Genomic DNA, 26,815 nt, shown 5'->3' with positions numbered 1-26,815 from the left:
CCCTTTTTTATTTTTGGAGCAGGAGGGAAAACGTGAAGAAATACATTACTTATAGAGTCATCAGATCTATAATCAGTATATTCTTGGTCACCACAATAGGCTACGTCATGATTTATTCGTTGGTACCGCGCAATACGATTTTTCAAAGCGATCCCGTCTATAGCCGGTTAAAAGGAAGCCCGGATGAACGGACTGACTATGAAAATAACACTTATGAGCGGATGGGGTATATTGATTACTACACCACTTCTGATATTGCATCTGATATAACATCTGATAAAGCTGAGTATGACAAATTGATTGCTGGAGAGGATAATGATGCCTTTGAAGAATGGGCCTCTAGCAAGTCTGGTAGAGGTTGGAAATTGGGACAATACCCTGTTTCTAAAGCCTATTTTGCAACCAGAGAGATTCCATTGATTGAACGAGTGGGCCGTTTTTACAAGAATTTGATCAAGGTCGATCATCCGTGGGTAATCCAAGATCCAAGCAATCCAGATTTACCACGCTATGTGAAGGTAGAATATACTAAAACGGCTGGGTTAACATTGACAGGTTCAGGCACAAAACATAAATATTTGATTTACTTTACCTCGTCGTTTCCGTTTATTCATCAAAATATCCTGACGCTGAACCTAGGGACTTCTTACCCTACGTTCAGTGGTCGGCCTGTGATGGATGTCATTTCAAGTGGTCAAGGGAAAACAGCACAAAAAACAGTGCATTTTGATACAGGTCTAACGGAGAAATCATCCGCAGACATTTACTCTAGACAGTACAAATCACCAAGCGCCATGGATCGTTTGGAAAAGGAACGTTATAGTGATAGTTATGTGAAATCCACTGATAATTATCAAGACCCTTCGATGATCAAGATATCTGTTATTACAGGGATCATATCAGTCTTGCTAGCTTATGCAATCGGGGTTTCTTTAGCGGTAGTGATGGCAAGGTATAAAGGTAAATTGATTGATCGGATGGGAGTCGGCTTAGTAACAGTGTTGATTTCGATCCCAAGTTTGGCATTTATCTACTTCTTCAGATTCATCGGTAGCCATTTCTTTGGCTTACCTGACTCGTTCCCGACACTTGGGGCAGGAGATTTGAAGTCATACGTATTGCCAACAGCTATTTTAGGATTGCTTTCGATTTCCGGATTAATCATTTGGATCAGACGGTTTATGATTGACCAATCGTCTTCGGACTATGTTAAGTTTGCGAAGGCTAAAGGATTGTCGGAAAAAGAAATATCGCAAAAACATATCTTCAAAAATGCGATGATACCTATAGTAAGTGGGATACCTGGAACAATTATTTTATCTATTCAAGGGGCTACCATTACTGAAACAGTATTCGCTGTACCTGGGATGGGGAAAATGTTGCCAGATGCTATCATCGCTCACAATAACCCAATGGTAATCGGTTTATTGTTTGTCTTTACGACACTTTCTATCTTGTCTGTTTTGCTTGGAGATATCATGCTAACAATCATCGATCCAAGAATAAGTTTATCTGCATCGAAAGGAGGTCGTTAGAATGGTAGAAAAAAGCGAAGCAAATCAGTTCGAGTTTGTTAAATTAGATACATTAGTTGCTGAAAAAATAGATGCACCACGTTATTCGTATTGGAAATCGGTGAGCAGAAAATTTTTTAGCAATAAAATTGCTATCCTGATGTTGATCGTTTTAGTCATTGTGCTGGGTTTTTCATTTATCCAACCGTTATTTAGCCAGTACGACTTCATGGATGTTGATGGGATCAATGATTTCTCTAAACGCTATAATTGGCCCTCACTTGAAAACTGGTTCGGGACAGATGCTAATGGTCACTCCTTATTTGATGCTGTTTGGGCAGGCGCTAGAACGTCTATCTCCATTGGGTTGATTGCAACAATTATTACAACCGTTGTCGGAGTTATAGTCGGCGCTATTTGGGGAAGCTCTAAAAAGGTCGATCGTTTTATGATCGAGGTTTATAATGTGATTTCCAATGTCCCAACATTACTGATTGTCATTGTTCTCTCGTATGCCTTTGGTGCAGGTTTTTGGAATCTGTTATTGGCCATGTGCGCAACCAGTTGGTTAGGAACAGCACATTTTATTCGGGTCCAAGTCATGATACTCAGAGATCGAGAATTTAATTTGGCTTCTAGATGCTTAGGGACACCTCTTCACCGCCTTATTTTGAAGAATATTTTACCTTATTTGATCTCAGTCATTGTGACGGATGTCTCTCGTAGTTTGCCGGGCTTTATCTCATATGAAGTTTTCTTATCATTCTTAGGAGTTGGGTTAAGCACAAATGTACCCTCTCTTGGGAGATTGATCTCTAAATACACCGTCAATATGAGCAACTATCCCTACTTATTCTGGATCCCTGTATTAGTTTTAGCCATTGTAACGATCTCTCTTTACATCGTTGGACAAACCCTAGCTGATGCATCAGACCCTAGAACCCATATGTGAGGTAATGAGATGAATGAAATAAAAGAAAAAAAGTTGATTCTGTCAGTCAAGAATGTTTCGGTAAAATTTAAAGTACGGGACCGTATACTATCTGCCATTCGGAATGTTTCTCTTGATCTATATGATAAAGAGACCTTAGCTATTGTTGGCGAATCAGGGTCTGGAAAATCGGTATTAACTAAAACATTTACAGGAATGTTAGAAGCTAATGGATTTTTGTCAGATGGCGAAATTCTTTACAACGGGAAAAACTTATTAGATATTTCGTCTGACCGTGGCTGGGAAGCAATTCGTGGGGTTGAAATCGCAACAGTATTTCAAGACCCAATGACCTCCTTAAATCCTATTCGGACCATAGGGTCACAAATTACAGAAGTTATCATCAAGCATCAAAAAAAATCTGGAAGTGAAGCCAAAAAGATTGCGATTGAACTCATGGAAAGAACAGGTATCGTAGATGCTAAGAGGAGATTCAATGAATACCCATTCCAGTATTCAGGTGGGATGAGACAACGGATTGTCATTGCTATTGCGTTAGCTTGTCGACCAAAAATACTGATCTGTGATGAACCCACTACTGCACTTGACGTGACGATACAAGCTCAAATACTAAATCTTATCAAAAGTCTTCAAGAGGAGTATGGCTTCACAACGATTTATATTACTCACGATTTAGGGGTCGTAGCCTCTGTTGCTGATAAGGTTGCTGTTATGTATGCTGGCCAAATCGTAGAGTATGGGAAGGTTGATGAGATCTTTTTTGATTCCAAACACCCGTATACGTGGAGTCTGTTATCCTCTTTACCACAATTAGGAACTAAAGGAGAAGAGTTGTATATGATACCAGGAGCGCCTCCATCTTTATATAAAGATATCGTTGGAGATGCATTTGCGCCTCGAAATCCGTATGCGATGAAAATTGATTTTGAAGAAGAGCCTCCGTTTTTCAAAATCAGTGAGACACATGCCGCTAAAACCTGGCTATTAGATCCAAGAGCGCCAAAAACGGAAATACCAGAAGCGATTCGGAATCTTCATCAAAAAATGGAGAATTTGGTTCATAGAACCGGATATGGTAATGAAGAGGAGGTGGCCACCCATGAGTGAAGGAAATATGAGTAATGAAGTTTTGTTATCCGTTAAAGACCTTGAAATCACATTTGGAGAAGGTAAGAATAAATTCGTTGCGGTCGATCATGTCAGCTTTGATATCCATAGAGGTGAGACACTAGCACTTGTTGGTGAGTCAGGATCGGGAAAAACAACGATTGGTCGTGCCATTGTTAGGATTAATGAAACGACTGATGGCGATATCTTATTTGAAGGTAAGAAAATCAACAAGAGACTTTCGCGGAAAGATGATCACTATGTTATCAAGAATATCCAAATGATATTTCAGGATCCGTCGGCGTCATTGAATGAACGCTCAACGGTCGATTATATCGTTTCAGAGGGGTTATACAATTTTCATTTGTTTAAGAACAATGAGGATCGTCATCAAAAAGTCGAAAAAATCATTTCAGAGGTGGGGTTATTATCGGAACACTTAACCAGATATCCCCATGAATTCTCAGGTGGTCAACGACAACGGATTGGTATTGCTCGAGCACTCGTAATGGATCCAAAACTAGTGATAGCTGATGAGCCTATTTCTGCACTTGATGTGTCAATCAGAGCACAAGTCCTAAACCTATTGAAACGGATGCAAGCAGAGAAGGATTTAACTTATTTGTTCATCGCACATGATTTATCTGTGGTGCGTTTTATTTCTGACCGTATTGCTGTTATCCATCGTGGTGTCATTGTGGAGTTAGCGCCAGCAGAAGAACTCTTTATCGAACCAATACATCCATATACCAAATCGCTGCTATCTGCTGTACCAGTTCCAGATCCTGAAATAGAAAAGGATAAGAAACTAGTGGTATATGATGATACAATACATGATTATTCAGTGGATAAACCAGCATTTGTTGAAATAAAACCAGGACATTTTGTCTGGGGCAATGAACCAGAGATAACAACTTATCGTGAACACCTAAAGCAATTTGTGAAATAATAATAGAGTGTGCGCTCTTAATTTCTCCCATTATGCCCATATTATTCACAAATTTGTTGAAATTATGAAAAATATGAGAATAATCTTGCGGGTTTATGAGAAATCTGTTAATATTTATAGTACGAAACAAATTCGTAATGGTAATCAACTAAAAGTATAGTAATGGGGGAAAAGATTATATGAGTGAATTACTTAAAAAATCATTGCCTTTATTCGCTTCAGTAGCTTTATTAGCTGCTTGTGGTAATGGTGGAAACAACAATGACGATTCTGATAAAGGATCAGATGACAACGACAATACTAGTAGTAGTACAGTCGAGTTTGAAGAAACATTAGATCGTGGTGGCGAGGCTGCTGAGGGTGGCGAGTTAAAATACGCTTTAGTATCTGATTCACCAATTACCGGTATTTACAACAGTGCATTATACCAATCCACTCCAGATTCAGAAGTATTACAGTTTACTGCTGGAGATATTTTCCATGTCAACGATGAAATCAAGTTTGATAATGATGGTTTTGCACAATTTGAAGTGGACGAAGAGAACAACACCGTAACAGTAACGTTCCCTGAAGACCAAAAATGGTCAGATGGCGAACCTATTACAATCGATGACTATATCTTTACACATGAATTCATTGCTGACCCTGATTATCCTGGTATCCGCTATCCAACTTATGTTGGTGATATCGAAGGTGCTGACGAATTCCACAGTGGCGATGCTGACTCCATTTCAGGAATTGAAAAAGTTAACGACCAACAAGTGATTTTACATTATAAAGCTTTATCACCAAGTATTTATATTCCTGGTGGTCAATTGCTATCAATGTTATTACCAAAACATGTCCTTGAAGACATCCCTATGGATGAAGTTGAGGCAAGTGATGCTGTACGGGGTAAAACAGTTGACTTTGGACCATACAAGATTGACAGCACTGTTCCAGGTGAATCTGTAACATTAGTTGCCAATGAATACTATTGGGAAGGTAAACCGAAGATCGACAAGATTACAGTCGAAGTTGTATCATCTTCAAACGTTGTGTCTGAAATGTCTTCTGGCAAGTACGATATAGCTGGCATGCCTGCCGATCAATACGATACGTATAAAGATAGCGAAGATTTTGATGTGTTAGGTACGGGTAGCTATTCTTATAACTATCTTGGTTTTAAGCTTGGTAAATGGGATAGCGAAGAAAACAAAGTTGTTGTTGATCCAGATGCTAAGATGGCTAACAAGTCACTTCGTCAAGCAATGGCTTATGCAGTTGATAACGATCAAATTGCTGAGAAATTCTATGCTGGGACACGTTCAAATGCTAACAGCTTGATTCCACCAGTGTTTGCAGAAAATGATGGTAAAGAAGGCTACACTTACGACCCTAAAAAAGCAGAAGAATTATTGGATGAAGCTGGTTATAAAGATACAGATGACGATGGAATTCGTGAAGATCCAAATGGCGATCCATTAACAATCAACTATGCAACAATGGCTGGTGGTCAAAATGATGAAACTTTGGCATTAGCTTACATCCAATGGTGGGAAAAAATTGGTCTTAAAGTTGAATTAACAACTGGTCGTCCAATTGAATTAAACGCTTTCTATGAAAAAGTTGAAGCTGATGATCCTGAAATCGATGTTTATGCAGCAGCTTGGGGAGCAAGTACAGATCCAGATCCTGCAGGCCTATATGGTGAAAATGTACCATTTAACTATACGCGGTTTGCTTCTGATGAAAATACCAAATTGTTAAAGGAAATCTCTTCCAAAGAAGCCTTTGATGCTGATTACCGTCAAAAAGCTTTTGAAGATTGGCAAGCATATGCTCGTGATGAAGCCTTTGCGGTACCTACTTTGTTCCGTACATCTATTACTGCAGTAAGTAAACGCGTTAAGAGTTATTCTGTTAAAGCTGAAGATGCTTTAAATGGTGGACACTTGTGGAGTAATGTTGAATTAGTAGGAGAAGAATAATACTGACTGAGTCAACACTTGTAAGTTAATTCTTTTGAAAGTAGAGGCTGGGACAAAAGTCCCAGTAAGATAATAAAATCCGCTAAAAATCTCAAATAGATTTTTAGCGGATTTTATCTGTATATTGGTTAGCTAGGACTTTTTGTCCCAGTCTCTTTTTTATCTTTTCATCCTACGGCTTTTTTTCCTACAAAAGAGATTTTTCATTCTACGGATTCTACTACAAAAGGACAAAGCAAATTAGGGTAAAAAAATTAGAATTAAAATAAGAAGGAGTTATGACAATCAGTAGTTGTCATAGCTCCTTCTATGTCGATTGAATACAGTTTTTAGAAGGTATGTTTTTAGGGTGGTTTCAATCAGCAGCTTCTTCGACTATAAGTCAATCTACCGTGAAAAATAAAAAATTTCAGGTAGCTCATCTTATCTCTCGAAGCTAGGCGATAATTGAACGACCTCTGATTTGTAGATTTCTTGCATTCGTTTCTTACTCTCGATATGATTAGGAATATCGTTTTAGAATGTTGGTTATATATCAGGTATGTATCAGCTATCTATGTATCTATGTATCTGTGTGTTGTTTTATCTCTAGCTATGCTTGTAAGGTTTGTATGTTTAGCTAGGGAGTCGATAGATTAATCAATCGAGATCAATCCATAAAGATCAGTTGATAGTTCAAGTTAATATACTGTCAATAGATCGATAGGTGCGTATACTTAAAAATCAATATCGGTCATATCTTCAGCAAACCAAAAGGAATCTTGGTGTCGTTCTTCCCACTTCTTTTGGTAGTGTTCAAAGCTTTGTTCCAATAACTCGTCCTCGGGGTTTATATGGAGATCTTGGCGGATGGTCTTTGACAGAGACGACCAAATTTTTGACATGTAGTATTCAGCCTTTGATGGTTGGTCCTTCATAAAACAGGACCGTAACTTAGGATGATGAATCAGAGAATCTGAAAATTGTTCTGACTTACGGGATGCAATAAAAAACTCTAAGTCCTCGATACTTTTTTCTTGTCCGTGATGGATTTCAGCTAAATGTTTTAAGAGTTCTTGGAATTGTCTGCGTTTTAAAGGATATACGATGCCAAAATCATGTTTATTAGTGATAATAGGGAGTCCATCTGCATAGTGGATCTGTTCAAAATGATGAAAAGCTATCCAATGATTGTCTGTTTTTGTCGGACAATTTGTTGGGACAAAGAGATAATCGCCATATACGTAGGGAATTTTGTAGGTCTTTTTAGTGAAAATTTGATTGAAGTGGCTCAAAAAAGTATACGGGAGTCCAATTTTTTTGAAGAGGGAGTCAGCTATTTGCTTCGTATTTCGGTTTGCTGCTGCATAGCTTCTACCTTTAGTATCAAAGATAAGTGTTTTATCGTGAGAAACTGAGCAGATGGCTGATATTTCTTTCGGAGGGAGAAAGTAGTAAGATTCAGTGGCATTGTTGTAAAGATGATTCAAAGTTGCTTGATCATCGATATTGATCACTTTATGGGATTTCATTGCATCTCCTAACTATAATTCGAATACTGTTATTAGCATTGTTTTTGTAAATGCTTGTTAAAATGTTACGAAAGTTGAAGTGTATTATTAACGTTAATGGTGCTATAAAAACTAGACTTTGTTGTTAATATCACATACTTTATTATAGATATTTTAACTTCAAATGTAAAGTGTAAAAATGATAATATTTTCATTTGTATTTCATTTCCACCTCATAATGACCCACCTACTCGGAAGTGGTTGTCTATCTTTACTGAGCTAAGAGAAGTAGAATTATCATTATTGGAAAAGGAGAGTAATCAGAATGAAAAAGAAAAGGGAGCGAATTTTAGCTCTTGATGGCTTACGAGGGTATAGTGCCTTAATTGTAATTGCTTTTCATGCGCTGACTTGGTCTCCTGCATTCAATGCGGCACATTACGAAGCTTTTTATGAAAATCAACTCCTCGAAGTTTTAACTGTTACACCATTGAAGTTTTTCTGGGCAGGGAATGAGGCTATTGTCCTCTTCTTTATGATTGGTGGGATGGTCATTACAATGCCCTATATCAACGGGAAAAAATTTGAATATTGGAGATTTATCGGGCGACGTTTTGTGACAATCATCTTTCCTTACTTGATTGCAGTGACTTTGACGTTGATTGGCAGTTACTATTATAGAGATTTAACTCAGGATGTCCGTTTGGCGGGAACGTTCAATACAAAATGGAGTCGGTTTCCAACGACTAGTGAGCTATGGAATACATATTTACTGATGGACAATCATCTGAACATCATTGCGGGCGTTTTTTGGTCAATCATCCAAGAATGGCGGATCAGTTTTATTATTCCGATTGTCGGATACTTGTTCTCCAAAGAAAAAAATAAGAAATCGATGGTGATTGCAGTGCTTTCGTGGGCACTCGTGTGGGCTGGTCTTGGCTACTTGATGGTCGTAACGAAAGATACCACTTTCTATCCGTTTGTTGAATCCTTTGAACGAACTGCTTACTATAGCATCTATTTTATGATTGGGTCTGCATTAGCGGTTTACTATGAATCACTGAGTGGGTGGGTCAAGTCACACAAATTGGTGACTTGGTTCTTACCACTTAGCATCATTATTATCACGAATCGCTGGTGGCTACGGTTATTTGGAATCATGTTGGGACAACGACCAGCCTTACTCATTGCTGCTATTGGCTATGTCATGTTGTTGATTTCTGTGATTGAGATTCCTGATTTACATGCTTTCTTTAGCAATAGGCCAGCTATTTTACTAGGAAATGTATCGTTTGGCATTTATCTGACCCATACTACGATGATTATTTTAGTAGTTAGTTTTCTTGGCCAAGTGATAGAACCTGTTTATGCCTTGATTGTCAGCACATTCTTAGTGATTCCAACTGCTTTCTTATTCACACGATTTGTTGTGGCACCATGTGCTAAGTTGGCGCGTTCGCTACTGTTTTTGAAACGACCAGCCTAAGTGTCCATGATTCCTTATGGTATAATGAGGCTAGTATACAGGCTTAAGTAAACTGGTCAGAAAAATGGTCAGAGTGGGAAGCGAGTGAAGTAAAGTATGAAGGCATTAAAAGTCTTACTAGTAGATGATAACCCTTTGATCACTAGTGGTCTGGCATTGATCCTAAAAACGGACTCTGAAATTTCCGAAATCGAGACAGTCGACAATGCGTTGGATGCCATCTCATATTGTCGTACTCATGATGTCGATATCGTTTTGATGGATATCAGAATGCCCGGAATGAATGGTATTGAAGCAACCAAGGTAATCACAGAAGAGACCCTTGCGAAAGTCATCATTCTAACGACTTTTGATGAGGATGACTACATCGTTGCAGGGATAAAGAATGGTGCGAGTGCCTATCTCTTAAAGAACACGCCACCAGCAGTTATGATTGACAGTATCAAAGCAGTTTTTTTGGACCAGCATGTACTCTCTTCCTCTATCTGGACGAAAACCAGACAGATGATTGACAAGCTGGGAGAACCTGGTGATTTGTCCGATCTCACAGACCGTGAACAAGAAATTACGGCTTTAGTAGCTCAAGGATTATCAAATGGTGCCATTGCCAAACGGCTATTCTTGTCAGAAGGGACAATCCATAATCATATTTCGACGATTCTGCATAAACTGAACCTCGACCATCGGACACAACTTGCCATCTATTATTTGACGGGTAAGGTAGGGGAGGAGAACTAGTTGCAGCTATTACAGGTCATTACCAGTATTTTTGTGAGTTTAGCTGTTTTTACAATGATTGGCCTAGACATTTCAGTTAGCCCAATGGCATTAGTGATCATAGTGATTTTAGCATGGGTCAGCTTACAGCTGTTGATTTCTGCATTTCCCGACCGAACGACAATACTCTTGTATTGCCAACTCCTAGTCGGAATCTTAGGTCTGTTCATAATGCCTCAAGTGGTGTTACTCTGCCTAGCAAGTTTGGCAGTATGGGCATTCAAGGATGACCAGATTAACTGGTGGGCTTTCTCGCTACAGCTCTTGGCATTGGTGGTCATTTTCCCAATCGGAGTCATGGAGACAGTTCATACTATTATTATTGTGATTATTACGTTATTTCTGGATGCTATCTACTATCTTGTTGGCCATATGGAACGTTATCTCGTCCGGACAACACGACTTGCAGATGACCTGAGAACTGAGAAAACAACTCTAGCAGAGCGATTGAATCAGATCCAAACAGCGCAACGCTTGGAACAACAAGTGAATTTAGTCGCGGAGAGGCAACGATTGACACATGAGATCCATGACGAGCTAGGACATCGCTTAACGGGTGGGTTGATCCAGATGGAGGCTGCTCGTCATGTCTACCGCAACGACCCCGAAACTGGAGAACAATTAATTGATCAATCGATCGAAGTCATTCGCGAGGGAATCGATAAAATCAGGCATTTGCTGCGCCAACAAGCAAAACCACTGGAAACCGTCAATATCCAAACAATCAAAAACCAGTTAACTGAGTATGAAAGGCAGTATCAGATTGAAACATCATTCGAATTTCAAGGCTTTATTAACCAATTAAAAATATCCCATTGGCAAGTCATTCAAGCTAACCTGACTGAATCATTAACAAACGTCGTCAAACATAGTCAAGCAACACAAGTAGCAGTGTCTTTGAAAGTTTTAAATCAAATTATTCAGTTTACAGTTTCAAATGATGGTATCGTTGCTCGAGAATCGATCGTTAATGGTATAGGCATCATTGCAATGAATCAACGGACACAACAAGTTGGTGGGCAACTCCACATCAGTAATCAAAAAAACTTTATCGTGACAACTATTTTACCCTTAAAAATCGAATTAGAACCTAAGACATGAGAAATCTCATGTGAATGCTATGAGGAATTGCACTAGTGCAGTTCCTCTTATTTAGTTACACTTTAATCAAGATAACGCATTGGCACCTTAACACTTAACACCTAAGATAGCGGAACTGTGGGTAAAAATAAAAAAGCCAAATGACGAGAGATAAAAGAAATATAAGGGATAACTGAGAGGATGAAAATGACAATGGAAAAAATAATCAAAGTTAATAAAGTGAGTAAAAAGTATGGGAGCCATCTGGCTGTCGACAATGTTTCCTTCGATGTTAATGACGGGGAAGTTTTAGGGTTGCTAGGACCTAATGGTGCTGGGAAAACGACTTTGATCAATATGTTGACGGGTTTAATCACGGTTTCTAAGGGAGAGATTACCTTATTCGGTAAGCCAGTGGGAAATACCAAAAACCGGGAACGAATCGGTCTTGTACCGCAAAATTTAGCCATCTACTACGATCTTAGTGCCCGCGAGAATGTCGCTTTCTTTGGTGGGATATATGGGCTAAGAGGTAAGATCCTGAAAGAGAAAACAGATGTCGCTCTTAGAACTGTAGGGTTAGAAAAACATGCTGATCAAAAACCGGATAGTTTTTCAGGAGGGATGCAACGGCGTTTGAATATTGCAATGGCAATCGTTCATGAGCCTGACCTAGTAATCATGGATGAACCAACTGTTGGGATTGATCCACAATCACGTAACTATATTCTGGAAGCCATTGAAAAGATGAAAAAAGATGGCAAGAGTATTATTTATACTAGTCATTATATAGAAGAAGTTGAAAGAATCGCCGACCGTGTTGTGATCGTCGACCATGGTACAGTAATTGCTCAAGGAACTGAAGGAGAGCTCACACGTCTGATTACCGATCAAAAAGCTCTTTCAATTACGATCAGACAGCCTGATGACTTCGATGTAGAATGGTTGAAAAATGTTATTGGTGTTAATGACGTTATCTTAAAAGAACAATCGTTAACGATCACTACAAATCCAGAAAATAATGTATTGAATGAAGTACTAGCCGTCTTGTTGAAACATGATATTACTGTGGAACAAGTTGACCAAGAATATTACAATCTCGAAACGGTCTTTTTAACCTTGACTGGTCGAGCATTGAGAGATGAGTAGGTGATTTGATGAATTATGCTTTATTTAAACGTGTTTTAATCCAAAACTTACGAGAAAAATCAAACTATATTTATTTTGGGTTGATGCCAGTGCTGACGATGCTGATACTTGGCATGGTCCTTCAAAATGTATTTAGTAACAATTTAGCTGATAATATTGATCAGATTACAGTGACTTATCAGACAGATGATGGGGATTATAGTAGCTATTTAGAAGGCGTCTTTACGGCTATCAATGACAATGAGGAATCAAACTTTATTCAGTTTAAAGAACAGAATGACCAGTCTGATTCAGTAGACCAATCAGGGGATAGCCAACCAATCCCAGAAGAAAATGAAGCCAGGATAGTTGTAGACGGAGCTCGTATAAATGTCTCAATCGGACAATTATCGAGTATTCAACAAACGATATTAAGGTCTTATCTTGGACAAATTGGACGAAACTATCGGTTGGCTGAGCTTGCAATCGAAAGAGGGGTAGATCCTAGTACGGTCGTGTCCCAACCCATTGGAGTTTCAGAGGATGCCTGGGTAGAAGAAGCAGCAAATAGTGGGCCAACGTCATTTCAATACTATACCATTGCGATGGGAATTCTCTTTGTCTCTTACTTTGGTGAAACTGGTTTAGCCATGTTTGGTGTTGAAAGACGTTCAAAAACATTAGACCGTCTGTTAATATCCCCATTATCGAGACAAAAGATCATTAACTCTGTTTTTGTGAGTAATGCGTTCTTTGGCCTATTGGCGACTGCAGTGGTGATGGCCATTTCTGAAGTAGCTTTCGGCATGCCCTGGTCTAATCACCTGATCTATAGTTTTCTGATGATCTCATCGGTGATGCTCTTTTTCTTAGCACTTGGTATGCTGACTGATATATTTGATAAAAACGGTATCGGCTCCTTCTTTATGCAGATCATTATCCCGATTTTTGCCTTTGCAGGAGGTCTATACTTCCCAGTTAGCGATGCTATTGCACGTTTTTCTCCGCTTGGATGGATCGCAGTAGCAGTGAGAGATGCCTATTGGGGGCCTCAAGTCCTAAATTGGACAGCTTTGCTAGGAATGCTAGGGATATCAGCTGTCATGTATCTTGTTGCATCAGTTATTTTAAATAAGAGGGAGGCGTTTTAGATGAAAAATCTATGGTGGATGATCCAATTTAGATTGCAAATGTGGCTAGAAAACTGGGTAAAAACAGCCGGGATCTTAGCCTTACCACTTGTTAGTATTTTGATTTACCTTCCTTTTTACAATACTGAAAGTAGTGAGAGTCAAATCACAATCAGCATGGTAGAGGATAGTAGTAGTCACTATCAACCGTTATTAGCTGATTTGCTAGATGATTCAGTGGATTTGAGCATGATTACTGAAGAGGATAAACAGAATGCTAGCAGTTCAGATAATGCCATGGCAATTATCACTTTACCAGCTGATTTTGATGATCAAGTCACATCAAAGGAGTTTAATGATCTGCAAATCGTAACCACGCAAGGCAGTGAAATCACTGATCAAGTCAAAGCGACAGTAGATGGTGCTATTTCAGAGTTGCTCCAGTATCAAAGTTTAGAAGATACTCAATTGACAGAGAGCTCTTTAGCTGACTTAAAAAAAGAGACAACTCCAGATGTTGAGTATCGCTTTGGGAAAAACCAACGATTAGTCATTCAGATGAGTACCAATATAGTAGGAATCTTTTTACTGATGGTGTTATATCAGTCAAGCGGATTCGGACCTCGTCAAATCTCTGAAGAGCGACGTAACAAAGTATTTCAACGCTTGATGAGTACCCCACTTGGACGTGGCAGCTATTTTGGAGGGACCTTAATCGTAGGGTCACTCTTCATGATCCTTGAGATTGTGATCATGATGGTAGCATTATATGGCGTCTTCGGCATAAATCCTGGAGTCACACCATTACAATTTGCCTATCCTTTGACCATCTTCGGCTTTATAGCTATAGCATGGTCAATGGCAACCACTGTGCTAGCACCAAGTGAACAAGTGGCAACAGCTATTAACGTAGCACTCTTTACAGTGACCTCACAAATGAGTGGTTCATTGATCCCGCTAGAAGTTATGCCAGATTTTGTTCAAAAACTAGCGATGGTTACCCCACAGTATTATGCTTTGGAACTCTTGAGAGCTTTCCAAGAAGGAATTACAAGACAAGCCTTTCTGATCAATACTGCAGCACTAGCAGCATTTCTGTTACTCTTTGTCAGCATTGCGTTCTATGCTTTTAGTAATCAAAGAAGAATCGGAGAATTTGATTAGGACATCCTCCACTTTTAGAATGAGCTTAAGGTGATTTTAAGGTGAGGTAAGAGTGAGTTTTAGAGTGCTGTGGCACATCATTAAAGGATATGTCATATGAAAAAGAGCTGGTATCAGCTCTTTTTTTGTGCAAAATTCAACGGTTCTGACGCAGTATTAGGGATTAGACAGGAGAGGGTGGTTTTAATACGCTAGTGAGGCAAGATCTTGACAACTAACGCAGCGCTGCGTCAAAGGAAAAGAAATGAGTGAAGAACTGTTAGTCCAATTTAGTGGTATTACTTTTTCAGCATTGAAACAACTACAGATCCATCGGTATCATCCTGATTATGAAGACCTGATGCAGATAGGACAATTGACCCTATTAAAAGTAGCAGAGACCTTCGATGGCGACCCTTTTACCAGTGAAAAATACCAATTTATAGCTTTCGCTAAGCAAAAATGTGTCTGGACCATGATCGACTATCTGAGACAACAAAATAAACATGCTTGGATGGGAAATGACGATGCTACAGAATTAGATGACCTCACTATGACCGATTCAATCGAAACTGAACTCGAAATCCACCTAGCTTGTCTAAAACTCCTCCCTAAAAAATACCACACCTTATTTAAACTCCTCTATTCACAACAACTGACTAAAACAGAGATAGCTTCTAAACTCCAGATATCACGAAAAACACTCTATCAAAAAATCCACGTAATCAGAAAATACCTAGAACCCATCTACAAAGAACTGACCCTCTAAATAAAACTACAAAAATCCTGAAGACTTAGGTAACACCTTCTCCTCCTGCATCGTATTTAACTATGACTGGCCGGTCAACAAATAAAACATACAGGAGGAAATGCAAATGGCTGAAATTTTTGATAAAGGTAGCGTGTCGGTGATTTTTGAGAACCAAGAAACTGAAAAGGTGGTTCGTCAACAATTCAACAATGTTCGTGACGAAGTAACAGAAGGTGCTGTTCTATTATTAACAGACGCATTAGTTGCGATAACTGATCTTACTTATTTGAAATCAGTTGGAAATGAGCAAAAAGTTTATATCTAACCATACCAAATCGCAAGAAAACTGATCACAAAATAGTAAACAGTATGTAGACAATCGAAAGGGGAAATAGTATGAAAACAATTCAATTACAATTAAAGTTCAAAAATAGTGAGGGAAAATCTGTCAATTACGTCGTTCGTCATCCTAAGTTGGAATTAGACGAAGAAACGATCAAAACTGCTATGGAAAAAATCGTTGAAGCAAATGTAAGTGTTAAAAATGGTGTGGAGTTGTATAGAGAAGTCGTTTCGGCAACATATGTTGAAAAACTGGAAACACCTATTTTTGATTTTTCTGACTAATACGGTTGAAAAGACACTAATCGTATGAAGGTATGAAAGAGACAACAACAAGAAGAGTAGCTGCCATGCTGCTCTTTTTGTTAAAAGAGGAGGGGTATCTATTAGTTTAATGAATGGAATTGCAGGGAAACGAATAGGGAAGCCTCAGGGAATTGTGCTACATAATGATGCTGGCAGCCAAGCAGCAACGGTCGCTTTTTACAAAGAATGGTTGAAAAGTCATCCACCGTATTTAGGGTTTGCTCATTTGTATGTGGCAAATGATGGTATTTTCCAGGCTGAAGATCTATCCAACATGGCTTGGCACACGGCCAATGCTTTGGGGAATAGAGAGTATATCGGGATAGAAATCTGTCAGTCTTTGGGTAATCTAAATGTTTTCTTGGATAATGAGCGAAAGGCCTGTCAATTAGTGGTTCAATTACTGAAAAAGTACCATTTACCAATTACTGACAAAACGATCAAGCTCCATTGTGAATTCACAGCAACAGCCTGCCCACATCGCTCGTTAGAGTGTCATGGTGGCACTATCAAAGGTGTGAGAGACTATTGGATCAAATTAATTAAACAATACAAGCAAACAAGTTCTGATGATAAAGACAAGACTGGTCTCGATTTAAATCATGACAAAAAAGAGACGACCAACACTAGCAACAGTAATAACCATGATAATAATAGCAGTAGTCATATAGTGCGTCGTGTAGTAGGAAGTGCTGGTGTTTATCAAAGAAAGAAACCAACTACTAAAGCGAGTGCGAGTTATTTATTACAACCAGGTCAGAAATTTGGATTTAAGGGCTATGTAAAGGGTGAATCGATTTCAGGAAATCCTTATTGGTTGGTCGGAAAAAATAGTGGTGAATTTTGTTGGTCAGGTGGTTTTACGGATAAAAGCTTAACAGGTTTAAAACAACTCCAGTGGATTAATTCTAATCAGAGAAGTTAAGCAAACTAGTTTTAAATCTGATAATAACAAATAAATCTAGAGTCAAAAATAGAAAGAGATGGATCACTACATGTTTTGGCGTAGTGATCCATCTCTTTACATTTATGCTTCATATGAGCTATTAGGTTTATTGTTCTACTGAGGGTTTCAATAGGATTAGTCTAGCAGCCTAGCTCTTGATACGTTTTAAGAGGCGTTGGAACCAATGAACTTTTGCTGGTTTTTTAGGTTTAGCAGCTTTCTTTTTCTCTTCAGCAATTGCCATAAATTCACTCTGAGCACTTTTACCGACTAGGCGTGCCTCGCCTTCTAAACGATAATGATAAAATCCAGTTTGGTCCATCACCCTCGCTTTTTGCGTGTCCTCAAGATAGATATCGAGGATTCGTTTTAATCGTTTAACTAATTTAGGATCAATGATTGGAAATTCGATTTCAACTCTTTTTTCCAAGTTACGCGTCATAAGGTCTGCACTTGATAAATAGACTTTTTCATCACCATTATTATTGAAATAGAAGATACGGCTATGTTCTAGAAAACGGCCTATAACACTATAGACAGTAATATTATCACTCACGCCTTCTATACCAGTCCTCAAGCAACAGATTCCTCGTATAATCAAATCGATTTTAACGCCTGCAGCACTCGCCTCATAGAACTTGTCAATCATCTTTTTACTACTCAATGAGTTCATTTTAGCAATAATATGACCATTACCATGCTCCTTATGGAACTCGATTTCTTGGTCAATCGACGCAATCATCTGGTCTCTAATATGATATGGCGAGACATTGAATTGGTGATAGGGGAGGGGTTCTTGGAAACCACTCAAGACATTGAAAAAGTTTGTGGCATCTTGCCCAAAGCTTTCATTACTCGTTAGTAATCCCATGTCAGTGTAAAAACGTGCTGTTGTTTGATTATAGTTCCCAGTTCCCAAGTGTAAGTATCGTTTGATTCGATTTCCTTCTCGACGAACGACCATTGCGATTTTACTATGGGTCTTTAAGCCGGTAACGCCGTAGATCACGTGACATCCGGCTTCTTCAAGTTCTTTCGCCCAATGAACATTATTTTTTTCATCAAAACGAGCTTTTAATTCCACTAAGACGGTTACTTCTTTGTCGTGTTCTCGGGCCGTAATCAACCCTCTAATGATTGGAGAATTTTTGCCAACCCGGTATAAGGTTTGCTTGATGGCAACGACATCGGGATCAGTCGCTGCTTGTGTGATCAATTGAACGATAGGATCGAAGCTATCATATGGCAAGTGGATCAACCAATCTTTATTGCTGATAGCATCGAAAATAGAACCATTAGTCAACTCAGGGACATGGTAGGGCGTAAACGAGCCATAAGCCAGGTGTGGGAAACGATCTTTTAATACCCCATAAAAATCATCTAAGATGGTAAGGTCTAGCGGCCCATTAACGATTGAAAGCCCCCATTCTTCAATTTGAAGATGGTCCATCAGCCATTGGACTTCCTTGTCGTGGTAGTCATAACCTGGCACTTTTCCGATTTCTAAGCGGATTGATTGACTCCGTTTCCGAGCCACTAAGATTTCTTCAACTGCTTCTAGCAAATCAGAAGTCGACTCATCATCCAAGCTCAGATCTCCGTCACGAGTGACCCGAAAAAGAAGCGCTTTATGGATCTTATGACCAGCAAATAAGTCTTGTAGACAGTGGCTAATCAGGGTTTCAAGAAAGACAAACTGATTCGTTGTTTTGGGGACCTCAATCAATCGTTTGAGCAGACCCGGGATAGGGACGATTGCAGCCAAGTGTTCATCATGCTTATTGGACAATGTCACCAACAGATTCAATTGCTGTGCAGGGATTTGAGGGAAGGGTCTATAATTATCGACTCCTAGTGGGGTCAAGGCTGGGAACACATGTGTTTTGAAGTACTCCCTTAGTGCTTTTTGGCTTTCTAAGTCTAACTGATCCCAATCATCCAAATCTAAAAGGTCAATGCCTTCTTGTTTAAGGAGTGGACGCAACTCTTCAAAACGCTCATATTGATCGTTTACGATGGCAGTATTCTTGACAGAAATCTTTTTGAGTTGCTCTAGCGGAGTCAGTAGGGTCTTACTGTCTCTTGGCGGATTTTTTAGTGTTCGTTCTTCATTCAATCCTCCGACGCGAACCATATAGAATTCATCTTGATTAGAACTAACGATCGCTAGGAAACGAAGTTGCTCTAACAACGGGTTCAGGGGATCACTTGCTTCTGCAAGAACTCGGTCATTAAAATCGAGCCAACTGAGTTCGCGATTTTGGTATAGCTTTGGAGAATTGAATTTTGCAAGATGATAAATGGTCATGCTCGATCCTCCTTACTTTTTATCTTGTGTCATATCAATAAATTCAAGGGATAACTCTTGAGCAATAATGCGATTTAAATGTTTAAGACGACGATTAGCTAAGTATGACTCAGTCAAAATCGTTCCAGAGTGATAAATATAAAGTGTTGCTTTATTCTTTTTCAACGCAATTTTGACTGATTTAACAGTGTTCAAGTGGCTAGTTGTCAAGCCATCACTGAATTTCAAAATACCACCACAGATAATTAGCCAGCGGACTTCATCATCTGAGAACCAACCTTCAAAAGGTTGTAAGTATTGCTTTAAGAGGGACTTATTTTTGTAACTTGCTAGCGCAGCAATGATGACACGGTCGTGATGTTTGAAGCCATTTAAATTACTATTTGAAACGATATAGAAGGTATGTTGGGATTCAGCTTCTGGCTCGATCCGATTACCAATGAAGTAAATCTTAGCAGCATAACACAATAGAGTATCCCAGTATTTTGGGACATCAACGTCTTTGTGTTGTTCGAATTCTCCTAACAATTGAAAGGCAAGCTTTTCGCGCTGTGCAACGATTTTAGCCATTTGATGGTAGGTTTCGCTCAACCGTTTCACTGTGCCATCTTCTAATTCGTCTAATTTGAAAGGATTATCATAAGTGTTGTTGATATAAGAAAGGAGGATACCTTCTCTTAAACCACGATTACTGAAGACGAATGTTTTAGTGCCCACATAGGACAATAATTCCTCGAACATGATTGTAGCAGGAATGATAATATCGCGACGGTCACGACTCAAGCCATCCAGATCGGTCAGATCTTTGTAAGAAAGATTTGTGAAAAGGTCTTCCATCTCTTCAAGGTTTTTTTCGGACATTTCGTAGCCGTGGACACCAGCTAACGGATAATGAACCTGACGTTGATGGACATTCGCAATGTTACGAGCAGATCCACCGATACCAATCACTGGTAATTTTTGGTCTTTAAGCCAATCTAGCTCTTTTAAAGACTTACGAATATGCTTGCGAATATTTTCTAGACCATCTTTATCATTATAATTCTTGCCGGATAAATAGTGTTCTTTTAATGAAACGACACCAAAGGGTAAACTGATCCAGTTGATAATGTTACCTTGTTCAAAGTGGGTGATTTCAGCGGAACCACCACCAATATCGATGGTAACACCATTTTTATAGTGGACAGAGTGGGCGACAGCATATTGGCCATAGAAGGCCTCGTGCTCATCACTGACGATTTGAATCTCAACACCAGTTGCTTCTTTAGTAGCTGCAACAATCTCAGCCTGATTAGTCGCATTTCTGACAGCAGCAGTCGCCATAGGTAAGAGTGTGTTGACCTTAGCACCATCACAAATAGCCTTGAAGCTCTTGACAGCAGTAATCAACACTGCAATTCCTTCTGCAGAAAGGACACCGTCATCATCGACGTACTGGGATAACCGTGCTGGTGTTTTAACGTTTTGGAGTTCATATGGTATATGGTTTGCGGATAGTTCGTAGACGACTAACCGAATGGTGTTAGAGCCAATATCCATTAAACCGATGCGATCTTTTTTTGTTTTTGTCATAGTTTCACACTTCCATATAGGATGCTATAGCATCTACTAAAGCATCACTTGAATTGACGACAGTACCATTTAGTTTTATCAGACCCACAGTGTATAAATTAACATAAGCAAATTGGGATTCGCCAACCTCTTGTAATGCCGCTAACTTCTTAGCGTTAGTTGCTCCGAGTTGCCTAGAATCTGTAAATAGTCCAATCATTGGTATCTTGGCTTGATAAGCCACCCCAACTTCACTAGCAACACCCGCATCAATATGGATGCCATCTAAAACGGCTAAGATGAGATCACTCGAGAGCAATTCATCTGTGTCATATTGAGCGATTTGTTGACTATCAGCATAGGCATTCTTGTCGTTTATCTCTGCTGCCTCTTGAGGCAAGTAGACTGTGACATTCGGATAACGGTCTCTGATTTTTTGGACGATTGACGCATTGTATTGAAATTCCATCTCAGTAAATAAGGGGCTTGCGAAATAAATTTTCATGTAAATCCTCCCATAAGCTTGTCTATTCCTATTATAACGAATTTTCACGTTTTTATAGTAAAAAGTGCATAAAAAAAAGGTAAAGCAGTGTTTTTTGCTTTACCTCGAGGTTATTCTTGCTAGTTCTTATGTCGGTTGAACTTGTGACAATGGTTTTAAGAGGTTGAGGGACTCTGTCATCAGTTGAATGATCGTATCGAGTTTCTTCTCTGTCCGATTCAGCAAGTAGAACACTAACAGGATCGGAAAACCTATATTACCAATAAGATCGATATAAACGCTTAGATCTGACATCATCAAAAAACACCTTCCTTTCGTTTTTTACTCGACCAGTTCCTTTAACGCTAGTGTTAGCAGACAAGCGTTAGAGCGAGACTAGCTGAGCTATTGATAAAAACGAATAGAAGAGTGCTAACTGTTACCTCGATCATGTTCATTATGAACAGAATGTACTTTTCTTAACATTAATGGGTTGTTTGAGTTGACATAGTAATAGCCTTGTCGATAGCTAAGCTGACGCCATTTTCAACATTTGTTTTGGTCAGATGTTTGGCGGCTTGACGAACTTCTAGTTGAGCGTTCCCCACAGCAAAACTGTATTTTGCAACTTTCAACATTGAGATATCATTTAAGTTGTCGCCAATCGTCATCGTGCGATCGAGAGAGATACCATTGTCTTTCGCAAATCGTGCAATAGCTAATCCTTTTTGGGCTTCCTTTGAACTAATTTCAATATTTCCAAGACCAGAACTTGTGACTGAGATATCGGGATAACGTTGCGTGAGATCGTATTGCAATGCTTTTAAAAGGGCAATGTCGTGATCTGTAAAGAAGGTCATCTTTAAGACGTTGTGTGTATCAATCAAGTCTTTCAGGTCAGCCGCATATTTGATATGCCATTTAGATTCAAGATCTCTTAAAGTAGCAACGATCTCCGAATCTTTGGCTTCATGATTGACCATGCGATAGAAATAAACATAACTGCTGAACCGTTCTTCACGAGAACGCATAAAAATACCTTGGTCCGTCAATAATTCTGGAATGACTTTTAAGGAATCGGTATTTTGATATAAGTGATGAGCAGTCTCTTTAGACAGCGGACGTTCAAATTCTAATGTGTTATCAGCGGTATAAATTTGTGCCCCGTTCAATGTGATCAACGGACAAGTAATCCCGTAATGATCTAAAACACTACGAGCTTGTTCCAACGTCCGACCAGTACAAGCCACAAACGTAATTCCAAGTTGTTGGATTTCTTTGATTTTAGCTACATTTTCAGGTGAGATTTGGGAGTGGTCTCTTAGTAAAGTACCATCCATATCAGAAGCTACGAGCTGTAATGACATCTTTGATCTCCTTTAATTGTTTGAATGTTACTTACATTGTAACCAAAACGATAACATTGTGCATCCCCAAAGCAACATATATGTTAAGATAGAAGACAATAATGAGATATTTTTAATTTGATAATGCCTATAAGAAGGAGAGAGACACGTGACAATTTCTTTGGATAATGATTGGCAACCCATTCTTGAAAAATTGACGGCAAACGAGAGTTATAGCAAACTACATGACTTTTTGAAGACAGAGTACACTAGAAATCACCCTCCCATATATCCACCAATGACTGAAATATGGCAAGCACTGACTTTAACGCCATATGACAAAGTTAAAGTGTGTATTCTAGGACAAGATCCATATCACGGAGAAGGGCAAGCGAATGGATTAGCTTTTTCAGTTAAAAAGGGCGTTAAAATTCCGCCAAGTCTGCAAAATATCTATAAAGAATTACACTCGGATTTAGGATGCCCAATTCCAAACCATGGAGATTTGACAAAATGGGCGAAAGAAGGCGTGTTATTGTTAAATACAGTCCTCACAGTTCGAGCACACCAAGCTTTTTCGCACCGAGATAAAGGTTGGGAAGAGGTCACTGATGGAATCATCAAGGCATTAAACGAACGACACAAACCTGTCGTATTTATCCTGTGGGGTAGCCCATCAAGAGCCAAGAAAAAATTGATTGACACCCATAAACATGTGATTATCGAATCCCCACACCCTAGCCCACTATCAGCCTATCGTGGTTTCTTTGGGTCAAAACCATTCTCAACAGCAAACTTTGCCCTCATTAAGATGGGAGAAAAACCAGTGGATTGGTGTATCTAGACAGAGCTAGTTGAAGAAGTTGCTGATAGAACACCGTTTAAAGTAGAAAAAAAGAAGTGAGATTTTCTCACTTCTTTTTTATCCTTGTGTATTTATAGTTATTCAAAGTATCAGAGGAATACAAGATTATTTACACAGCTCTTCAACTATTAGCCATCGTTTTAGCTAGATATCTTGCGAATCGTGACAGAGCATAACAAATCACGAAATAGAAGAAGGCTAATGCTACGAACATTGGGATAACATATGATGTTGTTTGTCCATAGATAATCTTCGCATTATGAGTCAACTCTGGCAACGAAATGATTGTCGCTAAAGAGGTATCTTTGATTAATGCAATCAACTGGCTGACAACCGATGGCAAGGTTTGACGAATAGCTTGAGGCATTAGAATGTAAATCAAGGTTTGATTTCGTGTTAGACCACTGGACATCCCAGCTTCGAACTGACCAGGTGGTAAGGATTTCAACCCACCACGATAAATTTCCGAAATCATTGCCGATTCAAAGACTGTCATCGAGAAGATTGTTGACCAAAAGACATTCATTCGTAGTCCCATTTGTGGTAAGGCAAAGTAGGCGAAGAAAATGATTAGTAGTAAGGGCAAGTTCCTAATAATATCTAAGACCCAACCCAACACACGTGACACATAAGGAATATTATAGTAACGGATGACACCTAGGAATGCGCCTAGGATGACACTGAAAACAATTGTAAAGAATGCGACTTGGATCGTTACGCTTAACCCAGAGAGTAAAAAGCGAATGTTGATCCAAGAAAAAGCGTCTTGAAAATTCATACGTAAAACTCCCTTCGATTAAAGCGCAAGTCTGCGTTCTAAGAATTTATTGAAATAAGTCAGTGGGAAAGTAATACAAAGATAAAAGATCCCAACAATGACATAAGTTTCAACCACGTTAAAGGTTTGTTGAGAAATCAAGTCTCCTTGATACATCAAATCAAGACCAGCTACCATCGCTAGTATGGACGAGTTCTTAACTAAGTTGATCGTTTGGTTACCTAGTGGTGGAATAATGACGCGAACTGCTTGTGGAAAAATAATATATCGCATCGTTTCTGAATAACTGAAACCTTGTGACATGCCAGCTTCCATTTGCCCAGGGTCGATTGCCTGTATGCCGGCTCTGACATTATCCGCGATAAATGAAGACGTGTAGATGGTTAAACCGATCACACCAGAAGCGAATCCTGTAACGGGGAATAGATACAAGGGGACAACGACGTAAAAGAACATAACGATGATCAATAACGGAATGTTTCTAAAAAACTCGACATATATATTACTGATCGTTCGAACGATTTTAACGTGACTTGTCTGCATGATCCCCATTAGAGCTCCAATAATAAGGCTAAAGACTAGAGCGATGACACTGGCAATCAGGGTAAACTTGAACCCCTCCAAATAAGCTGGCCAATACTGTTGTAAAACTGAAAACATGTGAGATTCCTCCTTTACATTAAGCCGCCGAACCATTTATCGTAAATCTCATCATAGACACCATTTTTTTTGATGGTTTCAAGAGCTGTATTGACTTCTTCTAAGAAGTCATCTTGCCCTTTATCTATCCCAATCCCGTATGGTTCTTCTGTGAAAGCTTCTCCTGCCAACCGATAACCAGGGTTTTGATCGATGATCCCCAATAAAATAGCATTATCAGTCGTCATTGCTTCCCCTTGACCAGAGGCTAGCGCGGTAAAGGCTTCACTATAGTTTTCTAATTCTAATATTCGAACTTGTGGTGCGTGTTTTTTCAGGTTTGCAGCTGAGTTAGCGCCTTTAACAGCCAATACTGTCGCACCTTCTTCTAATGATTCGACATTTTCGATAGGAGAATCATTGGCTACTAGTAAAGATTGACCAGCATCAAAGTAAACATCAGAGAAGTCGATGACTTTTTTCCGTTCATCTGTGATTGTCATGGTAGCAATAATAGCGTCGATATTTCCGTTTTTTAGCAAAGAGATCCGCGTTTTGGAACTAACTTCGACAAAATCAGCTTCACCTTCGCCATTTGTAATCTCATCAGTAATAGCTTTCGCGATATCGACATCAAATCCTTTGATATCCTGGTTTTGAATATTATAGAGCCCAAACAAGTTCGTATCTGTTTTGACCCCCCAAGTGATAACCGGCTTGTTGCTTCCTTCTATGCGTGTTGCAATATCTTTTTTGGCAGTAGCACCACAACCAGCAACAAAGAATAAACTCAAGATCACAACTAAAAGGGGGTAAAGTCTGTTTCGTTGTGTCATAAGACGACCTCCTTAGATCAGTGGCGAATAATTTGGTTCAAGAATTGTTGAGCACGTTCATCTTGCGGGGCATTAAAGAAATCTTGGCTTGGACGGTCTTCAAGAATCAAGCCTTCTGCCATGAAAATAGTTCGGTCACTGACTTCACGAGCAAAGCCCATTTCGTGTGTTACAACGACCATCGTCATTTTATCTTCTTCGGCGATGCGTTGCATGACATCCAAAACATCACCCGTAGTTTCGGGGTCAAGAGCACTGGTTGGTTCATCGAATAACATGATTTCAGGATTCATCGCAAGTCCACGAGCAATTGCGACCCGTTGCTTTTGCCCACCGGAGAGTTGGTTAGGATAGGAGTTACGTTTATCCCAAAGATTAACTCGTTTCAAGAAACGCTCAGCCCGTTCTTCTGCTTCTTTTTCATCGACATGGAGTACTTTTCGTGGCGCGAGTGTAATGTTTTTTAGTACAGTCATATGAGGGTAGAGTTCAAAATGTTGGAACACCATCCCAATATTTCGGCGAATCTTGCGGATGTCGGTGTCTTTAGCTGAGATATCGACATCATTAATCAACAATTTTCCTTTTGTGATAGCTTCTAATCGGTTGATACAGCGTAAGAGAGTACTTTTACCTGATCCAGAAGGTCCTATCAGTGTGACTACTTCTCCTTTATCAATTGTGAGATTGATATCTTTTAGCGCATGGAAGTCGCCATAGAATTTGTCGACGTGTTGAAATTCGATCATAGTATTGCCCCCTTTGAATAATTAGCAGTTGTTAACAAAATAGATACAGTTAAGATGTTTTTAAGTAAGACTCCTCTTACAATTATCTCATTAAAAACTAATAACTGCCTCTAATTGTAATGTGATTTTAACGATTTGACAATTTTTTATCCTATAAAATTATTTTTATCATGAAAAAAAGGCTA

At 39.2% G+C, this 26,815-nt stretch carries 26 protein-coding genes; 16 read left to right on the top strand and 10 right to left on the bottom strand.

The genetic code is table 11. The features are described 5' to 3' along the window. Window positions 1-32: 32 nt before the first annotated feature. The 5 genes from H541_RS0101280 to H541_RS0101260 all read left to right on the top strand — a co-directional run bounded on the left by H541_RS0101280 (window position 33) and on the right by H541_RS0101260 (window position 6,492). A complete protein-coding gene (locus H541_RS0101280; RefSeq protein ID WP_022795547.1) occupies window positions 33-1,535 on the top strand; it encodes an ABC transporter permease in 1,503 nt (500 codons plus the stop codon). Between the two features lies 1 nt (window position 1,536). Beyond that, window positions 1,537-2,466 (top strand): oligopeptide ABC transporter permease OppC, encoded by a 930-nt coding sequence (gene oppC, locus H541_RS0101275; RefSeq protein ID WP_022795546.1) that lies wholly within the window; start codon window positions 1,537-1,539, stop codon window positions 2,464-2,466. A 9-nt stretch (window positions 2,467-2,475) separates the two neighbouring features. Then, window positions 2,476-3,573: an ABC transporter ATP-binding protein gene (locus tag H541_RS11180; protein WP_022795545.1), complete on the top strand. Its 1,098-nt coding sequence runs from the start codon at window positions 2,476-2,478 to the stop codon at window positions 3,571-3,573. Continuing rightward, window positions 3,566-4,522, top strand: coding sequence for an ATP-binding cassette domain-containing protein (locus H541_RS0101265; protein ID WP_022795544.1), 957 nt, complete (start codon window positions 3,566-3,568; stop codon window positions 4,520-4,522). Before H541_RS11180 ends, H541_RS0101265 begins: the two co-directional genes overlap by 8 nt. A gap of 179 nt (window positions 4,523-4,701) precedes the next feature. Next, the gene (locus tag H541_RS0101260; protein ID WP_022795543.1) at window positions 4,702-6,492 is read left to right on the top strand and encodes an oligopeptide ABC transporter substrate-binding protein; all 1,791 of its coding nucleotides are present in this window, start codon (window positions 4,702-4,704) and stop codon (window positions 6,490-6,492) included. 716 nt (window positions 6,493-7,208) lie between these two features. On the opposite strand, the gene H541_RS0101255 is transcribed toward H541_RS0101260, so the two are convergent. Then, complete coding sequence (locus H541_RS0101255) at window positions 7,209-8,003, bottom strand: hypothetical protein (RefSeq protein WP_022795542.1); 795 nt, start codon at window positions 8,001-8,003, stop codon at window positions 7,209-7,211. A gap of 304 nt (window positions 8,004-8,307) precedes the next feature. Here H541_RS0101255 and H541_RS0101250 point away from each other — a divergent pair, with 304 nt between their 5' ends. From H541_RS0101250 to H541_RS12655, 10 genes are all read left to right on the top strand, one after another. Continuing rightward, window positions 8,308-9,471 carry an acyltransferase family protein gene (locus H541_RS0101250; protein WP_022795541.1) on the top strand — a complete coding sequence of 388 codons (1,164 nt, stop codon included), beginning with the start codon at window positions 8,308-8,310 and terminating at the stop codon, window positions 9,469-9,471. Window positions 9,472-9,567: 96 nt separating this feature from the next. Continuing rightward, window positions 9,568-10,209, top strand: a complete 642-nt coding sequence (locus tag H541_RS0101245) for a response regulator (RefSeq protein WP_022795540.1) — start codon at window positions 9,568-9,570, stop codon at window positions 10,207-10,209. Beyond that, complete coding sequence (locus H541_RS0101240; protein WP_022795539.1) at window positions 10,210-11,349, top strand: sensor histidine kinase; 1,140 nt, start codon at window positions 10,210-10,212, stop codon at window positions 11,347-11,349. 192 nt (window positions 11,350-11,541) lie between these two features. After that, window positions 11,542-12,477, top strand: a complete 936-nt coding sequence (locus tag H541_RS0101235; RefSeq protein ID WP_026501515.1) for an ABC transporter ATP-binding protein — start codon at window positions 11,542-11,544, stop codon at window positions 12,475-12,477. An 8-nt stretch (window positions 12,478-12,485) separates the two neighbouring features. Further along, window positions 12,486-13,607, top strand: coding sequence for an ABC transporter permease (locus H541_RS0101230; RefSeq protein WP_022795537.1), 1,122 nt, complete (start codon window positions 12,486-12,488; stop codon window positions 13,605-13,607). After that, complete coding sequence (locus H541_RS12660; protein WP_022795536.1) at window positions 13,608-14,750, top strand: ABC transporter permease; 1,143 nt, start codon at window positions 13,608-13,610, stop codon at window positions 14,748-14,750. It abuts the gene before it with no gap. Window positions 14,751-14,994: 244 nt separating this feature from the next. After that, a complete protein-coding gene (locus H541_RS0101220) occupies window positions 14,995-15,498 on the top strand; it encodes a sigma-70 family RNA polymerase sigma factor (RefSeq protein WP_022795535.1) in 504 nt (167 codons plus the stop codon). Between the two features lie 106 nt (window positions 15,499-15,604). Beyond that, window positions 15,605-15,805, top strand: a complete 201-nt coding sequence (locus tag H541_RS0101215) for a hypothetical protein (RefSeq protein ID WP_022795534.1) — start codon at window positions 15,605-15,607, stop codon at window positions 15,803-15,805. Window positions 15,806-15,876: 71 nt separating this feature from the next. Beyond that, on the top strand, window positions 15,877-16,107 hold the full coding sequence (locus H541_RS0101210) for a DUF2922 domain-containing protein (RefSeq protein WP_022795533.1): 231 nt from the start codon (window positions 15,877-15,879) through the stop codon (window positions 16,105-16,107). A 109-nt stretch (window positions 16,108-16,216) separates the two neighbouring features. After that, window positions 16,217-17,053: a peptidoglycan recognition protein family protein gene (locus H541_RS12655; protein ID WP_022795532.1), complete on the top strand. Its 837-nt coding sequence runs from the start codon at window positions 16,217-16,219 to the stop codon at window positions 17,051-17,053. Window positions 17,054-17,222: 169 nt separating this feature from the next. Here H541_RS12655 and H541_RS0101200 read toward each other — a convergent pair whose 3' ends face one another. The 5 genes from H541_RS0101200 to H541_RS0101180 all read right to left on the bottom strand — a co-directional run bounded on the left by H541_RS0101200 (window position 17,223) and on the right by H541_RS0101180 (window position 22,784). Continuing rightward, on the bottom strand, window positions 17,223-19,382 hold the full coding sequence (locus H541_RS0101200) for an RNA degradosome polyphosphate kinase (RefSeq protein WP_022795531.1): 2,160 nt from the start codon (window positions 19,380-19,382) through the stop codon (window positions 17,223-17,225). A 12-nt stretch (window positions 19,383-19,394) separates the two neighbouring features. Beyond that, window positions 19,395-20,954: a Ppx/GppA family phosphatase gene (locus H541_RS0101195; protein WP_022795530.1), complete on the bottom strand. Its 1,560-nt coding sequence runs from the start codon at window positions 20,952-20,954 to the stop codon at window positions 19,395-19,397. A 4-nt stretch (window positions 20,955-20,958) separates the two neighbouring features. Next, window positions 20,959-21,438, bottom strand: a complete 480-nt coding sequence (locus H541_RS0101190; RefSeq protein WP_022795529.1) for a nucleoside 2-deoxyribosyltransferase — start codon at window positions 21,436-21,438, stop codon at window positions 20,959-20,961. A 126-nt stretch (window positions 21,439-21,564) separates the two neighbouring features. Continuing rightward, window positions 21,565-21,735, bottom strand: coding sequence for a YvrJ family protein (locus H541_RS12885; RefSeq protein WP_022795528.1), 171 nt, complete (start codon window positions 21,733-21,735; stop codon window positions 21,565-21,567). A 167-nt stretch (window positions 21,736-21,902) separates the two neighbouring features. Continuing rightward, window positions 21,903-22,784, bottom strand: coding sequence for a Cof-type HAD-IIB family hydrolase (locus H541_RS0101180; RefSeq protein WP_022795527.1), 882 nt, complete (start codon window positions 22,782-22,784; stop codon window positions 21,903-21,905). 148 nt (window positions 22,785-22,932) lie between these two features. Between H541_RS0101180 and H541_RS0101175 the strand changes: the two genes are divergently transcribed. Continuing rightward, window positions 22,933-23,607, top strand: coding sequence for a uracil-DNA glycosylase (locus H541_RS0101175; RefSeq protein WP_022795526.1), 675 nt, complete (start codon window positions 22,933-22,935; stop codon window positions 23,605-23,607). A 142-nt stretch (window positions 23,608-23,749) separates the two neighbouring features. Here the strand turns inward: H541_RS0101175 and H541_RS0101170 are convergent, their stop codons facing one another. From H541_RS0101170 to H541_RS0101155, 4 genes are read right to left on the bottom strand one after another with little or no spacing between them, the layout of a single operon-like run. Continuing rightward, window positions 23,750-24,406 carry an amino acid ABC transporter permease gene (locus tag H541_RS0101170; protein WP_022795525.1) on the bottom strand — a complete coding sequence of 219 codons (657 nt, stop codon included), beginning with the start codon at window positions 24,404-24,406 and terminating at the stop codon, window positions 23,750-23,752. Window positions 24,407-24,424: 18 nt separating this feature from the next. After that, complete coding sequence (locus H541_RS0101165; RefSeq protein WP_022795524.1) at window positions 24,425-25,066, bottom strand: amino acid ABC transporter permease; 642 nt, start codon at window positions 25,064-25,066, stop codon at window positions 24,425-24,427. Window positions 25,067-25,080: 14 nt separating this feature from the next. Beyond that, window positions 25,081-25,881, bottom strand: coding sequence for a transporter substrate-binding domain-containing protein (locus tag H541_RS0101160; RefSeq protein ID WP_022795523.1), 801 nt, complete (start codon window positions 25,879-25,881; stop codon window positions 25,081-25,083). Between the two features lie 17 nt (window positions 25,882-25,898). Continuing rightward, window positions 25,899-26,630, bottom strand: coding sequence for an amino acid ABC transporter ATP-binding protein (locus H541_RS0101155; protein ID WP_022795522.1), 732 nt, complete (start codon window positions 26,628-26,630; stop codon window positions 25,899-25,901). Between the last annotated feature and the right edge of the window lie 185 nt (window positions 26,631-26,815).

The sequence above is a fragment of the Bavariicoccus seileri WCC 4188 genome (assembly GCF_000421665.1).
GTDB lineage: Bacteria > Bacillota > Bacilli > Lactobacillales > Aerococcaceae > Bavariicoccus > Bavariicoccus seileri.
This window is presented reverse-complemented; position numbering and strand designations above follow the sequence as displayed.

Coding starts and splice junctions, on each gene's coding strand:
- H541_RS0101250 (WP_022795541.1), top strand. CDS start 8,308: ATGAAAAAGAAAAGGGAGCGAATTTTAGCTCTTGATGGCTTACGAGGG.
- H541_RS12655 (WP_022795532.1), top strand. CDS start 16,217: ATGAATGGAATTGCAGGGAAACGAATAGGGAAGCCTCAGGGAATTGTG.
- H541_RS0101265 (WP_022795544.1), top strand. CDS start 3,566: ATGAGTGAAGGAAATATGAGTAATGAAGTTTTGTTATCCGTTAAAGAC.
- H541_RS0101195 (WP_022795530.1), bottom strand. CDS start 20,954: ATGACAAAAACAAAAAAAGATCGCATCGGTTTAATGGATATTGGCTCT.
- H541_RS0101245 (WP_022795540.1), top strand. CDS start 9,568: ATGAAGGCATTAAAAGTCTTACTAGTAGATGATAACCCTTTGATCACT.
- H541_RS12885 (WP_022795528.1), bottom strand. CDS start 21,735: ATGATGTCAGATCTAAGCGTTTATATCGATCTTATTGGTAATATAGGT.
- H541_RS0101160 (WP_022795523.1), bottom strand. CDS start 25,881: ATGACACAACGAAACAGACTTTACCCCCTTTTAGTTGTGATCTTGAGT.
- H541_RS0101235 (WP_026501515.1), top strand. CDS start 11,542: ATGGAAAAAATAATCAAAGTTAATAAAGTGAGTAAAAAGTATGGGAGC.
- H541_RS0101215 (WP_022795534.1), top strand. CDS start 15,605: ATGGCTGAAATTTTTGATAAAGGTAGCGTGTCGGTGATTTTTGAGAAC.
- H541_RS0101255 (WP_022795542.1), bottom strand. CDS start 8,003: ATGAAATCCCATAAAGTGATCAATATCGATGATCAAGCAACTTTGAAT.
- oppC (WP_022795546.1), top strand. CDS start 1,537: ATGGTAGAAAAAAGCGAAGCAAATCAGTTCGAGTTTGTTAAATTAGAT.
- H541_RS11180 (WP_022795545.1), top strand. CDS start 2,476: ATGAATGAAATAAAAGAAAAAAAGTTGATTCTGTCAGTCAAGAATGTT.
- H541_RS0101180 (WP_022795527.1), bottom strand. CDS start 22,784: ATGTCATTACAGCTCGTAGCTTCTGATATGGATGGTACTTTACTAAGA.
- H541_RS0101210 (WP_022795533.1), top strand. CDS start 15,877: ATGAAAACAATTCAATTACAATTAAAGTTCAAAAATAGTGAGGGAAAA.
- H541_RS0101155 (WP_022795522.1), bottom strand. CDS start 26,630: ATGATCGAATTTCAACACGTCGACAAATTCTATGGCGACTTCCATGCG.
- H541_RS0101230 (WP_022795537.1), top strand. CDS start 12,486: ATGAATTATGCTTTATTTAAACGTGTTTTAATCCAAAACTTACGAGAA.
- H541_RS0101165 (WP_022795524.1), bottom strand. CDS start 25,066: ATGTTTTCAGTTTTACAACAGTATTGGCCAGCTTATTTGGAGGGGTTC.
- H541_RS12660 (WP_022795536.1), top strand. CDS start 13,608: ATGAAAAATCTATGGTGGATGATCCAATTTAGATTGCAAATGTGGCTA.
- H541_RS0101200 (WP_022795531.1), bottom strand. CDS start 19,382: ATGACCATTTATCATCTTGCAAAATTCAATTCTCCAAAGCTATACCAA.
- H541_RS0101170 (WP_022795525.1), bottom strand. CDS start 24,406: ATGAATTTTCAAGACGCTTTTTCTTGGATCAACATTCGCTTTTTACTC.
- H541_RS0101190 (WP_022795529.1), bottom strand. CDS start 21,438: ATGAAAATTTATTTCGCAAGCCCCTTATTTACTGAGATGGAATTTCAA.
- H541_RS0101220 (WP_022795535.1), top strand. CDS start 14,995: ATGAGTGAAGAACTGTTAGTCCAATTTAGTGGTATTACTTTTTCAGCA.
- H541_RS0101260 (WP_022795543.1), top strand. CDS start 4,702: ATGAGTGAATTACTTAAAAAATCATTGCCTTTATTCGCTTCAGTAGCT.